Origin of the sequence: Deinococcus aquaedulcis (assembly GCF_019693445.1) — a bacterium.
GTDB classification, from domain to species: Bacteria; Deinococcota; Deinococci; order Deinococcales; family Deinococcaceae; genus Deinococcus; species Deinococcus aquaedulcis.
This window is the reverse complement of sequence record NZ_JAHRBL010000001.1, coordinates 477,558-489,526: the sequence shown is the minus strand read 5'-3', so window position 1 is coordinate 489,526 and position 11,969 is coordinate 477,558. Positions and strand designations below refer to the sequence as shown.

At 70.6% G+C, this 11,969-nt stretch carries 12 protein-coding genes and 1 tRNA gene; 6 read left to right on the top strand and 7 right to left on the bottom strand.

The genetic code is table 11. The annotated features are described in order from the left end of the window. The first annotated feature begins 52 nt into the window (after positions 1–52). Positions 53–128, top strand: a tRNA-Lys gene (locus tag KMW22_RS02275). 175 nt (positions 129–303) lie between these two features. Here KMW22_RS02275 and KMW22_RS02270 read toward each other — a convergent pair. Then, positions 304–2,277, bottom strand: coding sequence for a hypothetical protein (locus tag KMW22_RS02270; RefSeq protein WP_221088375.1), 1,974 nt, complete (start codon positions 2,275–2,277; stop codon positions 304–306). Positions 2,278–2,538: 261 nt separating this feature from the next. On the opposite strand from KMW22_RS02270, the gene KMW22_RS02265 reads away from it, so the two are divergent. The 3 genes from KMW22_RS02265 (at position 2,539) to KMW22_RS02255 (ending at position 6,505) form a co-directional block, all read left to right on the top strand. Next, positions 2,539–3,006, top strand: coding sequence for a hypothetical protein (locus KMW22_RS02265; protein WP_221088374.1), 468 nt, complete (start codon positions 2,539–2,541; stop codon positions 3,004–3,006). A gap of 146 nt (positions 3,007–3,152) precedes the next feature. Beyond that, on the top strand, positions 3,153–3,977 hold the full coding sequence (locus KMW22_RS02260; protein ID WP_221088373.1) for a hypothetical protein: 825 nt from the start codon (positions 3,153–3,155) through the stop codon (positions 3,975–3,977). Then, on the top strand, positions 3,974–6,505 hold the full coding sequence (locus KMW22_RS02255; protein ID WP_221088372.1) for an NEW3 domain-containing protein: 2,532 nt from the start codon (positions 3,974–3,976) through the stop codon (positions 6,503–6,505). Before KMW22_RS02260 ends, KMW22_RS02255 begins: the two co-directional genes overlap by 4 nt. Before the next feature lie 251 nt (positions 6,506–6,756). Here KMW22_RS02255 and KMW22_RS02250 read toward each other — a convergent pair whose 3' ends face one another. The 3 genes from KMW22_RS02250 to KMW22_RS02240 form a co-directional block, all read right to left on the bottom strand. Further along, entirely contained in the window at positions 6,757–7,530 is a 774-nt protein-coding gene (locus tag KMW22_RS02250) for a hypothetical protein (protein WP_221088371.1), read from the bottom strand. A gap of 128 nt (positions 7,531–7,658) precedes the next feature. Beyond that, a complete protein-coding gene (gene yidD / locus KMW22_RS02245) occupies positions 7,659–7,958 on the bottom strand; it encodes a membrane protein insertion efficiency factor YidD (RefSeq protein ID WP_221088370.1) in 300 nt (99 codons plus the stop codon). A gap of 109 nt (positions 7,959–8,067) precedes the next feature. Further along, entirely contained in the window at positions 8,068–8,319 is a 252-nt protein-coding gene (locus tag KMW22_RS02240) for a WGxxGxxG family protein (RefSeq protein ID WP_221088369.1), read from the bottom strand. 210 nt (positions 8,320–8,529) lie between these two features. On the opposite strand from KMW22_RS02240, the gene KMW22_RS02235 reads away from it, so the two are divergent. Together KMW22_RS02235 and KMW22_RS02230 are read left to right on the top strand one after the other, a co-directional pair. After that, a complete protein-coding gene (locus tag KMW22_RS02235; RefSeq protein WP_221088368.1) occupies positions 8,530–9,165 on the top strand; it encodes a DUF6766 family protein in 636 nt (211 codons plus the stop codon). 2 nt (positions 9,166–9,167) lie between these two features. Then, positions 9,168–10,055 (top strand): FRG domain-containing protein, encoded by an 888-nt coding sequence (locus tag KMW22_RS02230; protein WP_221088367.1) that lies wholly within the window; start codon positions 9,168–9,170, stop codon positions 10,053–10,055. A 34-nt stretch (positions 10,056–10,089) separates the two neighbouring features. On the opposite strand, the gene KMW22_RS02225 is transcribed toward KMW22_RS02230, so the two are convergent. Genes KMW22_RS02225 through KMW22_RS02215 form a run of 3 tightly spaced genes read right to left on the bottom strand, consistent with a single transcriptional unit; the run spans position 10,090 to position 11,968 of the window. Continuing rightward, positions 10,090–10,488: a barstar family protein gene (locus KMW22_RS02225; protein ID WP_221088366.1), complete on the bottom strand. Its 399-nt coding sequence runs from the start codon at positions 10,486–10,488 to the stop codon at positions 10,090–10,092. Then, positions 10,485–10,964, bottom strand: a complete 480-nt coding sequence (locus KMW22_RS02220) for a ribonuclease domain-containing protein (protein ID WP_221088365.1) — start codon at positions 10,962–10,964, stop codon at positions 10,485–10,487. The genes KMW22_RS02225 and KMW22_RS02220 overlap by 4 nt, the downstream gene beginning before the upstream one ends. 5 nt (positions 10,965–10,969) lie before the next feature. After that, on the bottom strand, positions 10,970–11,968 hold the full coding sequence (locus KMW22_RS02215; RefSeq protein WP_221088364.1) for a heme-dependent oxidative N-demethylase subunit alpha family protein: 999 nt from the start codon (positions 11,966–11,968) through the stop codon (positions 10,970–10,972). Position 11,969 lies beyond the last annotated feature (1 nt).

Sequence of the window (11,969 nt, the reverse complement as noted above, 5' to 3'; positions counted from 1 at the left end):
TCCGTATACTCACTGCCGCTGAAGAACGCGCCCACGTGGCGCCCAGCGGTGAGGGACGTTAGCTCAATCGGTAGAGCAGCTGACTTTTAATCAGCGGGTTGTAGGTTCAAGTCCTACACGTCCCACCAAGAAAAACCTCGCTCCGGCGGGGTTTCTTCGTTGTGGTTTGGGCAGGTCTTCTCTCGCCCACCCCAGGTGGGGCGCCTCAGGCTCTGGAGAAGCCGGGGACACGACGGAGTATCACAGGCGAGAACACCCCCCAGGCTCTGAGCTTGCCGGCAAGCTCAGCCAGGCGCGCGCTGTTCACAACTGCGACGGTACGGCGCCGAACAGTTGGCCGGGGCGGGGCAAGGCCAGCTCGACCTGCGGCCACGGCGCCACCGAGAGCACCAGGTCCGAAGCGCGGATGGACAGCAGGCCCGGCAGCGGCGCCTGGGGCAAGGCCCACTGCCCCAGCGGTGGACAGCCGCGTGCGCTGGCCGGCGCCCCAGGGGCCGGGCGCCATTCCAGGCAGGTATTGGCCGAACTGTGCAGCAGGCGGTAGGCCAGGGGCCCAGCCGGCAGTTGCAGGTGTAGCCAGGGCAGGCGCCCGGGGTCCGGCTGGGCCGACTGTCCCAGCCGCAGCACATGCCAGCCCCCCTGTTCCTGCACGACGTGGTAGCCGCACGGGGTCCAGACCGAGGTGGCGGGTTCGCCCAGAGGTTCGGGCAGCCCCAGCACCGGCCGCCAGACGGGCGCGGAGACCGGGGCGGCTTCGGGGGCGTAGGCTCCGGCGGGCGCGGCCTCGCGCGCCTGCAGGCGCAGGGTGCCCGGCAGGGTACTGGCCAGCGCGGCGCGCTGCAGTTCGCTGGAAAACATCAGCGGGCCGTCGCGGTCCGGGGCCTGCCACGCCTCTAACTGGGTCAGGTCCAGGTGCAGATTGCCCGGGGCGGTGCGCAGCACCCCCACCTGCAGGGCGTCCCACAGCAGCGCGGCGTGTTCTGGGCCCAGCAACAGCTGGGCTTCGGCCGCCGTGAAGGGCGCCTGCAGCGCTGCCAGCCGGGCCAGCGGGCCCCGGGCGTGGGGCAGCGCGGCGTCCAGGTCGGCCAGCAACAGGCGGCGCTCGCGGCTGGGCAGCTGCGCGCGGGGCTGGGCCTGCGCCACCTGGGGACGCAGGGCCAGGGCCGCCGCCTGCCACCCTTCAGACTGCTGCAGCAGGTACAGCGCGCGCCGGGGTTCATCGGGGGTGTTGGCGGTGCGCAGCGTATTGAGCAGCGCCGACAGGGTCAGGCGCGGTACCTCGGCCAAATGCAGGCGCTCTGGGGGCAGGTGGGCCGTCAGGTCTTCCAGGGAAGGCTGGATCTGGGAGGGGTGCACCGTGAAAATCACCAGCAGCGGCAGCGGCCACTGCAGCAAAAACGCCAGATGGGCCAGCAGCGCTTCGGGCAGGCGCTCGGCCCCGCCGATAATCAGCGCCACTGGGCGGCCCAGGCGCAGCAGGGCCTGGGTCAGCCCGGCCACCGCTTCATCCGGTGAGGTGGCCGGGTGAGGCAGCGGCGCCCCGGCGGCCTGCTGCACCAGCACCCGCGCCACCGAGAACAGCAGCGCCGCGCTGGGCAGCGCCGGCACCGATACGACCACCCAGCGTTTATCCAGACTGGCCGCCACCAGCCGGTGCCGCCCGCTGCCCGCCGCACCGCCCAGCACCAGCACCTGCGGCTGGCGCAGGGCCAGGCGCGCGGCCTGCCACACCGCCTCCATGGGCGGCGGCTTGGGCGCCGACGAGGGCAATTCCAGGCCCAGCAGATCCAGGTGCCGCGCCAGGCGCTCGCGGCGACGGGGATCAGCTGTGCTCCAGGCGGCCTGCAGGGCCAGTTCGATCTCGTCGAGCAGGCGCTGGCGGGTGCGGTCCACCCAGGCAGTCAGCGGCGGACTGTTCAGGTCTTCCAGGCCCGAGAGCGGCAGGCCGCGCAGCAGCCCCAACCAGGCGTCCAGATCGGCCGGGGGAGTCTGGCGCCACCGGGCCAGATCGGTGGGCAGCCGGATGCCCAGCAGCGCCGAACGCGGCGCGCCCAGGGCGAAGCCGGCGGCGCGCAGCTTGGTCAGCTCGACGCGCAGGCTGGCCAGCGCGCGCGGGGAATCCCACAGCATGGCCGCCACAGTTTCGCGGTGGTGGGGCTGGCCTTCCAGGGTCAGGAAGGTCAGCAGCGCGAGCCCCTTGGCCGACAGGTGAACGGTTGTCCCGCCCCGGGAGATATAGGTGGGACCCAACATGTGCAGGGTCACAGGAAGCGACACGGCACCTCCTTTACCCGGGCCGCCAAGAGACGCTAAAGCGCAGGCCAAGGTGCTCCCACGTTAATCAGAAAATCGGCTCAGAGGCAAGCGGCGCAGCGGTGCCCCGCAGGCAATAGGAACGCGCTGGGCGGGGCTTTAACGTCCCTTTTAACTTCACAGAAACGCCACCTCTTTTACTGTGCGCCCGTTTGGCCCCGGCCGCGCAGGAGGGAGCACTGGGGGAATCGGGCGCTTCCGGGGACCAGGCAGGGAGGATCAAGGATGAAAAACGTACTCTGGCTCGCCGCTTTCCTGAGTGGGACCTCGCTGGCCGCCACGGCCACCGGCACTGGCTCGGCCTCCACGGCCACCATTGACACCGTCACCATTTCCGGGGTGCCCACCTTCGCCTTTGTGGCGGCAGACTTCCCCGGACTGGCCACCATCGCCTTTAAGCAGGCGCAGACGGTCCTGAACACCAAGACCAACGTGTCCAACACCCTGCAGGCCAAGGTGACGGGCAACATGGCCGGCAGCGGCCTGTACTACGTGAGCATCACCGACGGCGCCTACGACTGCACCACCGCCAACCACATCGGCCTGATGAACACGCTGGCCGGGCGCCAGATCACCTGGAGCATTACCCAGGGCACCGATTCCAAGACCATGTTCTGGTGCGCCGGCGCCTCGCTGCTGATTCCCACCGACGGCCTGTCGCACGTCATCACGGTCAACGCCACGACGTTCTAACGCCCCTTCCTGCGTGCCAAGCCCGGCGGCCTTCCCCCAGGGGCCCCCGGCTTGGCTTCGCTGGTGGTGGCCCCCCGGTGCGGGTGCGGGGACGTTGGCCCGCCGCGCGCCCCTTCTGCTTCTCTATTTCCCCACGAGGTGCCCCCATGCGACTGTGGTTTCTGGCCCTGCTGTGCTGCCTGCTGGGGTCGTTTGCCCGCGCCGACCTGAGTGTGACCACGCCCCTGGTGCGCCTGCTGCCGCTGCGGGCCGGGATGCAGCACGAAGGCCGCATTACCTTTCAGAACACGTCCGCGCTGCCGCTCACCGTCCGGGTGTCGCAGGCGGATTTTCACCTGTCGGTGGACCAGGGCGGGCAGCTCTCGGCGCCGGGCAGCACGCCGCAGTCCAACGCGGGCTGGGTCACGGTGGACAGCCGCCCCTACACGCTGGCGGCCGGCGAGAGCGTGACGGTGCCGTTCCGGGTGCAGGTGCCGCAGAGTGCCCCCAACGGCAGCCGCTGGAGCGCCATTCTGGTGGAAGCGAACCTGCCGATGCAGCCGGTCAACACGCCCGAAGGGGCCAAGACCAACGTCTCGGTGCAGGTGGTGCGCACCTACGTGACCTCGGTGGTGACGGTGCTGGGCGAGACCGGCGCGGGCGCCGTGCTGCTGGATTTCGCCCGCCCCACCCTGGCCCTGGACACCCGCACGGTGGACGGCAAGCCCCAGCCGGCCCACACGCTGAACGTGGAGTTTCTGAACGCGGGCGTGCAGGCCACCACGGCGCTGCTGACCGCCCAGGTGTTCAGCGGCGGCAAGCCGGTGGCCCAGGCCGAACTGGACCAGATGCTGGCGCTGCCCGGCGAGGGCCGTGTGGCCAAATTCAGCCTGCCGCTGCTGCCCCCCGGTGACTACGAGGTGGTGATGCTGGCCGACGCCGGGGGCGACGACGTGTTCGGCGCCCGCTTTGCCCTGACCGTCCGGCCATGAAGCGCGCGGCCCTGCTGACCCTGCTGTGGCTGGGCACCCTGAGCGGGCTGGGGGCCCAGGCCGCCGTGCGCCTGAGCGGCGAGGTCAGCGGCGAAACCGGGCGCGGCGCCCTGACCCTGCGCCTGGAGGTGCGCCATGACAGTGGCCCCGCCGAGGAGGTGCGCCCCACCGTCACCCTGCCGCCGGGCTGGCGCCTGCTGCTCCCCCCACAGGCCGTGAGTGTGGCCCCCGGCGAGGTGCGCGCCGTGACCCTTACGGTGCTGCCCCCAGCCGGTACGCCCGCCGGCCGTTACCCGGTGCGCGTGCAGGCCGGCGAGGCCGAGACCACCATTCAGGTGGAGGTGGCCGCGCTGACCCGCGCCAGCGTCCAGCCGCTGTCTGCCCCCGGGCTGGCGGTGGGCGACAGCTACGAGGCCACCTTTGTGGTCACCAACACGGGCAACGTACTCCTGCGCAGTCCGGTGGTGGCCAGCAGCGCGCTGGGCTACCGGGTGCGCGCTTCGCCGGCCCAGGTGGAACTGGCGCCCGGCGCGCAGGTCACCGTGACGGTCACGGTGACGGTGCCCCGACTGGCGGTGCCCTCGCAGCGGCACCTGCTGGAAGTGGACCTGCCCGGCTACACCCGCGCGGCGGCGCGCGCCGTGACTGAACTGGTGCCGGAAACCCTGGCGCTGTCGGCCACGCACGTCACCCTGCCACTGGCCCTGCGCGCCGAGGCCGAGGGCGCGCCGGGCAGCGTGCGCGTGGTGCTGGGGGCCCTCGGCACCGCCCAGCTGGAAAATGGCGCAGAACTGGAGGTGGACCTGAACACCCGCACGCCGCGCGTGAGTTACCGCCAGCACCGCTGGAGTGCCGAGGCCGGGTACGTGCCGTTTGGGCTGCGCTTCGAGCCGTTGCAGGGCCTGCGCCTGGGGACTGGTGACGGCCCCCTGACGGTGACGGCTGGCCTGTACCAGCAGGCGGCGCCGCTGGGCTGGCTGAGCTGGCCGGCCACGCCCGGGAGCGCGCCGGGACCGTGGAACGCCGGCCTGGAGGTGCTGTACCTCACCCCGGAGCGGCGCGCGTGGGCCGAGGTGCTGCTGGGGGGCAGCGGGTGGCGGGTGGGCAGCACCCTGAACCTCACGCTGGCCCCGGGCTGGCGCCTGCGCGCCGGGGGCGACGCCCGCTCTGACGGCACGTGGCAGGGCGAGGTGGGGCTCAGCCGCGCGTCTGCCACCCAGACCTTCAGTGTCAGTGGGGCTGCCCGGCGCGTCGCCGGCGAACTGCAGTGGCGTGCCGCTGCCAGCGCCAACTGGCTGAATCTGCGCGGCTTCGAACTGGGCCTTGCGGGGGCGTGGAACGAGGGCGGCAGCGTCACGGTGCCCGGCTACGGCCCAGAAGGCGCCGAAGCCCAGATCAGCCTGGGCCGCGCGCTGGGTTGGGGCCGCTGGTCGGCGCGCTACGCTTATCAGCAGACCGCCACGGCGCAGCACGCCAACCACGAACTCAGCGTGTCGCTGGCCACCGACGCGGCGCGCACGCTGCAAACCGTGCTGGTGGGCTACGGGCCGGTGTGGCGCTGGGCTTACAGTGGCCGCGCCAGCCTCTCTGGGGCCAGCGGCACCTGGACCCCCAGCCTGGACCTCGCGCAGGTGGCGGGCGCCCCGCTGCAACTGGGCGCGGCCGTGGCCTGGACCCTGCCGCTGCAGGATGGACTGGCCCTGACCCTCAGCGGCGGCACCCGCGACGCCCTGGCGGGGCAGTGGTTTGTGGGCGCCGAGGGCAAGTACGTGTGGGCCGACGGCGCCGAGCTGGCCGGGCAGCTGAGTTACACACGCGGGGCCAGCAGCGGGCTGTCGTGGCGCCTGAGCGTGCGCGTGCCCGCCGAACTGCCCCTGGCCCAGCGGCAGAACGTGGGCCGCCTGGAGGGCACGGTGCAAGACGCCAGTGGGCAGCCCCTGGCCGGCGTGCTGGTGCGGGCCGGGGCCGCCACCACCCGCACCGACGCCGCCGGGCATTACCTGTTCAGCGCCCTGCCCGGTGGCCCCACGGCCCTGAATGTGGTGGCCGGGCCCGATCAGGTGGTGCGCCCGGCGGTGCCCCTGGCCGTGACCGTGACCCCGGCACGCACGCTCACCCAGGACCTGCGGGTGCTGCCCGGCATTCAGGTGGTGGGGGCGCTGCGCCTGGAACTGCCGGACCCTGCCCGGCTGAGCGCCGAGTCGCAGGTGGTCAGCGTGCCGCCCTCGGCGCTGGCGGGGGTGCCCGTGGGCCTGCAGGCAGAAGACGGCACCATCACCGAGGCAATCAGCGGGGAGACCGGCGGGCTGGTTTTTGCGGCGCTGCCCCCGGGCCGCTACGTGGTGGTGCCGCCGCCCGAGGGGCACCCGCTGCGCACGCTGGCCACCCTGACCCTGGAACCGGCCACCCTGGACCTTATGCCCGGCACGCCCGCCAGCATTCAGGTGCGGGTGCAGCCGCGCGTGCGCACGGTGCGGGTGCGCAGTGGCGGCACAGTCGAACAGTTGCCGCCACCCACCAACCGCTGAGATCGGTCTTCCGTTCCGCCTACAGGAGGAAAAACCATCCTCAACCCCACGCCAACCGCTCTCTGTCGCGGTCACTCGCGCCGCTCGCCCCCCATGACCTGCAGGTGAACCCTTCAGGTCATGGGGTGACCCCTCTGGGAGGGGGGCAGCGACACGGCACCCGCCGGGCCAGGACCCGCAAACCCCGCAAAGCCTGGCCCCAAAGGGCAACGCGGCGCAGAGAGCTTCTGCGCCGCGTTGCCCCTTGCCGCTTAATGGTCGTCGTGGTCGGTGTGCGCGTCGCCGGAGGCGTCGTGTGCCGCTGCCTCTGCAGGCGCCGCGTGCGCCGCGCCATGCTCCTCTGCGGCGTGTGCAGGTTCCGGTTCCACCTGAGCGGGCGCGGCGTGGGCGGCCTCGTGCCCGGTCTCGGCCACGCGCTGTGCCGGCTGGGCCGCCTGGGTGTCGGTGCCGGCAGCCGCCTCAGGCTGGGTGGCGGGCGCCGCCTGATGCCCGGCAGCGCCGTGGCTGTGCCCCTGGCTTCCGGGCACCGCAATCGCCCGGGCCACGCCCGACAGCGTGCCAAACAGCAGCGCGGCAGTGGCCACTATGCCGCCCACCAGCGCCGGCAGCTTGCGCCCCAGGCGCACGCCCTCGCGCGCCAGGAAGGCCAGCACCGACAGCAGCAGGCCCACCGGAATCAGCACCGAGGAGTAGGTGGGGTTATCCAGGAAATGCTGCACCCCGCCCGTCATCATGCCCATGCCCACCGACAGGACAAAGGAAATGAGGAGAAAAGACGCCAGATTCATCGGCCGGCGGTTGGCGCGCAGCACGAATTCCTGCAAGTAATTGCCGGCCGTAAAGCACACCACCCCCACCACTGCCAGCGTGAGGTAATAGGCCGTATTCTCGCCCAGCCCCACGTGCACGATGCCCCCCGCGATAAAGCTGGTGGAAGCCAGCAGCAGGAAGTACGAGAAAAAGGGCAGCAACAGGTGGCGGCGTACCGAGGTCTGGTCAAGCGGTCCAGGTTGAGTGGGGGTCACGGCCACAAAGGATAAGGGCGGCGTGTAAAGAAATCATAAAGTCCTGATGAAGACAGTGCAGGGTGGTGATTCCACCCCAGGGCACACGTGAACGGGCGGACTGGCCCGGAACCTTACCCCAGCCTCTTTTACCCGCAGCGGAAGGGAATAGGCACCGGGCCGCAGCAGCACACCCCGCGCACCGAACCGCCGGTGGCCTGGGCCGCGCCAGTAAGGTGGCCGTACGCCTGGGCGCAGGTGTGAAAACGGGCGGCGATGTCGGGACGGGCGGCCAGGGCGCCGCGCTCGGCGACCAGTCGGCGCACGGCGGCCGAGCAGGATTCGCCGCCGAAAAAGGCCGCGTGGGCGCAGCGAAAACCCTTGAGGGGCGACAGCCAGCGCTGATACAGGTCTATGGAGGACAGCACGGCGGTGTTCAGGGACGGCATAGCGGGGCCTCCGAAGAAGGGTGCGGGCAGAGCTGAAGGCGGAACAACACTCAGGCGGGCCACCGCAAAGGGCCGCCCGCCTGATGGCTGATTCGCTCGTTGCCCCGGCTTAGCGCGGGGTGTGGTTGGTGGTGGTCGTGGTGTGCACCGCCGTGTGCTTGGGACGCGACAGCCCGGCCAGCCCCGCCAGGCCCAGCAGGCCCAGCCAGCCCCAGTCCATGCCGTCCTGGTCACGGGTTTCGGTGGTGGTGGTGGTGGTCTCGGTGGTGGTCGCCGTATCGCTTGTGTCCTGCGCCAGGGCAGGGATGGGGGCGGCGGCCAGAGCCAGAACCAGCAGCGTCTTTTTCATGTCTCGCTTCATAAAGCCTCCTCCTATGCACTGTGTGCGTAGCTACGAAGAAAGATCGCACGCAGGCCTGCCGGGCACCGAACAGAAACTCTTGGGGTCCTCTTGGGTTTTTCTTCAGCGTGCGTGCGGTCGCGCTTGCGCTGGGCGCTGGGCGGCGTCTCTAAATGCCTGCCCAAGTCGAAACGCAAATTGTAGCCCCGGCTCTTGTCTATAACCTCAAGCATGAGGCACTTCTGGGCGAACAACGCACTGTCCATCGTCCTGGTTCTGCTGTTCGCCGCGTTCTGGGTGGGGCAGGCCCTCACCGGCTGGGCGGTGCACAACGAAGAGCTGCAGACCCTGCACCAGCACACCCTGGGCTGGGGGGAGTACCTTGCGTCTGCCCATTTCTGGTCGGCCACCGCCGAGAACTGGGAAAGTGAATTCCTGCAGATGGCGGCCTTTGTGACGCTCACCATCTACCTGCGCCAGCGCGGCTCGGCCGAATCCAATCCCTTTCCCGAGGACCAGACGGCCGAGGAACGCCAGAAGGACGCCGACGACGCCGCCACGCCCGGCTTCTGGCGTCGCAACGGCCTCTCGGTGGTGCTGGGGGGGCTGTTCCTGGGCTCGCTGGCGCTGCACCTTGTAAGTTCGTGGCAGGATTTCAACCTGGAAGAACAGGCCCGGGGGCAGGAGGCCCTGAGCCTGGGCGCCTTCATGGGCCGGCCGGAATTCTGGTTCGAGTCCTTCCAGAACTGGCAAAGCGAATTCCTGGCGGTGGTGGCGATTGTGGTGCTCACGATTTTCCTGCGGCAGGTGGGCTCGTCGCAGTCCAAGGCGCTGTCGGACCCCAACGACAAGACCGGAGACGCCTGACCGTGGCCGACATTCGCCCCCAATCGTGGTCAGCGCTGCTGGACGCCCTGCAGCACAACACCTGGAATCCGCAGCTGCGGCGCTTTCGCTCGCCCTACGTGTTTCGGGGGCAGGGCACGCCCGCGCCGCTGACCACTTCACTGCAGCGGCTCTCGGAGGCCCCGCGCGAGATCGAGCGGCATCTGGTGCGGGCCTTTCGCAAATACGCGCTGGCCACTGTGCCCCCGCAGGACGACCTGTGGACGTGGCTGACCATCGGGCAGCACCACGGCCTGCCCACCCGGCTGCTGGACTGGAGCTATTCGCCGCTGGTGGCCCTGCACTTTGCCACCAGTGACGAGCGCCACGACGACGAGGACGGCGTGGTGTGGCTGCTGGACGCCCCGGCCAGCGCGGCGGGCCTGCCCCCGGACCTGCGCGACCTGCTGGAGCGCGAGGGCGGCAACGTGTTTACCACCGAGATGCTCAGCACCTTTGGCCGCGCCGCCCCCAACCTGCCCCTCCCCTACGACACCGAGATCGGCTGGCTGGACCGCCTGGAAGCGCAACACGGCGAGCCGTTCCTGTTACTCCTTGAGCCGCCTTCCATTGACCAGCGCATCGTGCAGCAGTCGGCCCTGTTTGCCCTGCTGTCCAGCCCCGATGTGCGGCCCGAAGACTGGCTGCGCCGCCAGCCGGAGCTGGCGCGGCGGGTGGTGGTGGCGCGCGAGCTGAAGTGGGAAATCCGTGACCGCCTGGACCAGTTCAACATCAATGAGCGCACCCTGTTTCCCGACCTCAGCGGCTTAAGCCAGTGGCTGCGCCGCTACTACCGCCAGCGCCGCGAGCGCCCGGACGCGGACCCCCCTGAGGCCCGCACCCCCGAGGACGAACGCGATCAGACCCGCTGAAGGACGGGGGGCTCACGCCACGCTGCCGGGCGCACTACCACGCTGTGGGGTCACTCTCCGGTTCTTCCAGCAGCAGCCACAGGGCCCGGTCCTGCCCAGCGGCGCTGCGCTGGGCATCCAGCAGCGTGGCTTCCAGTTCCTGGCTGAGGTGGGGATGGCGGCGGCGGAAGTCGGCGTAATCGCACAGCAGCAGGGCCAGCCGGGGCGGCGTGCGGTCAGGGTCGGTCAGCACGTCGTACAGGGCGTCCCAGTTGCGGCCAAAGGCGCCGGGCAGGGCCAGCCCCGCGCCCAGGGCCAGCATCAGGCCGCCCTTGTCGTGCACTTCACCAAACTTGATCTCCCGCACCCCGATCTGGTGGCCGGCCGCCAGAATGCGGGGCTCGTGGGGCGCGGCCTGCAGACCCTGGGGCGGTTCATTGAACACCTGAATCATGGCGCAATCCTCCGGAAACTGGCGTAGTGGTCGGCGGTGTAATAGCACTCGGCAGTGCGGGTCACGGGCACGCCACCACACACGATGCGCCGCGCGCCCCGGTCGGTTTCGCCGGGGGTGGGCACGGTGTATTCGCGGTAGTGGCCGCCCGGCTGCCGGGGAAGCAGCCGCTCGCGGTTGCCGAACGCCGCGCCGTCCTTGCGGTACGGAAAAGGACCGCCCTGGGCAATGCGGGCCAGCACCTGCCGGCCTTCGGGAGGCAGGGCCGCCCGCGTGATCCACGGCAGGCCACTGACTGGATCGCGGGCGGTGGGTACGGAGCTGGCCGGCGCCTCGCGGCCCCTCTGCCCACGACTGGTCTGCTCAGGAGTGGTTGGTTCGGCCGTCGTCTGGGCCGGCGCAGGCTCGCAGGCCACCAGCCACCCGGCCAGCAGCAGGGGGGCCAGCAGGAAAAGCCGCGAACGGACAGACCTCATACGGTTCAGTCTAGAAGGCGCTCGTCCAGCCACGTCAGCAGCCCAGGCAGCACCTGGGTTAATCCTTTGTAGACCACCTGTTCAGGGGTCATGCTGCGCAGCGCCGCCACCAGCGCGCAGGCCTGGGCAGGGGTTTCAACGGCCCTGTGCAGCGGATATGTATAGGGCCGGATGGTAAACAGCGCGCCGTGGGCGGCCGGAAAGCCAGTCAGGGTCTGGCGCTCCACGCGCAGAAACGCGGCGTCCGGGTCAAAGGTGGTGTCCGGGGCACGGTCGGCGTCGGCAGGGGCAGCGGGGTGGTGGTCCAGGCGGTCAGTCATGCTGATGCCCCAGGCAAAGCGCACGAAGGGCCCGCGCCCGATCACCGCGTCCACCAGTTTGGGGGCGGTGGCGTTCATGGGCCCGCTGCCCGCCACCGGGGTATGCACCGCCACGAAGTCGCGCCCCAGCTTGTCGCGCGGGTCCCAGTGCTGCGGGCTCAGGACATGGGTGGCCGCCAGCCAGTCGCGCCCGCCTGCCGGGTCGCGGGCGATCAGGGCAAGGTCCTCGGGGGCATTCAGGCCCAGAAAGTCCAGGGCGTGCAGGGGGGTCAGGTCGTGGACCAGCGCGGCGTTGGGGGCGCCAAAACGCTGCAGGTCCTCCACGGCGTTCCAGCGCAGGTTCAGCGTGGCCTGCCAGCCCAGGGCCATGTTGCGCAGGGTCCGGCCGTCCCAGGTCACCTGCCCCCCGCTGTCGGCCGCCAGGGTACGGGCCACGTGGGTCAGCGCCACTTCGCGCAGGTCTGGACCCAGAGCCGCCTCGCCCATGTATTCCCAGGCCGCCCGGCGATGGGCCGCCGCCTTGCTGGCGATAAACGAGGCATACGTGTCATCGAAGGCGAAGGTGTGGTGCTCGGGCGCGGGGGGGTCCAGCCAGGGGATGGCCTGCGCCCCCAGGCGATACAGTCCAGCCGAGACAGCGTAGACGCCACTGAGGAAGGGGCGGTAAAGGGTGGGGGACGCCACC

Excerpts from the sequence above, each read along its gene's own strand:
- KMW22_RS02265 (WP_221088374.1), top strand. The coding sequence starts at position 2,539 with ATGAAAAACGTACTCTGGCTCGCCGCTTTCCTGAGTGGGACCTCGCTG.
- KMW22_RS02260 (WP_221088373.1), top strand. The coding sequence starts at position 3,153 with ATGCGACTGTGGTTTCTGGCCCTGCTGTGCTGCCTGCTGGGGTCGTTT.
- KMW22_RS02255 (WP_221088372.1), top strand. The coding sequence starts at position 3,974 with ATGAAGCGCGCGGCCCTGCTGACCCTGCTGTGGCTGGGCACCCTGAGC.
- yidD (WP_221088370.1), bottom strand. The coding sequence starts at position 7,958 with ATGCCGTCCCTGAACACCGCCGTGCTGTCCTCCATAGACCTGTATCAG.
- KMW22_RS02240 (WP_221088369.1), bottom strand. The coding sequence starts at position 8,319 with ATGAAGCGAGACATGAAAAAGACGCTGCTGGTTCTGGCTCTGGCCGCC.
- KMW22_RS02235 (WP_221088368.1), top strand. The coding sequence starts at position 8,530 with ATGAGGCACTTCTGGGCGAACAACGCACTGTCCATCGTCCTGGTTCTG.
- KMW22_RS02225 (WP_221088366.1), bottom strand. The coding sequence starts at position 10,488 with ATGATTCAGGTGTTCAATGAACCGCCCCAGGGTCTGCAGGCCGCGCCC.
- KMW22_RS02220 (WP_221088365.1), bottom strand. The coding sequence starts at position 10,964 with ATGAGGTCTGTCCGTTCGCGGCTTTTCCTGCTGGCCCCCCTGCTGCTG.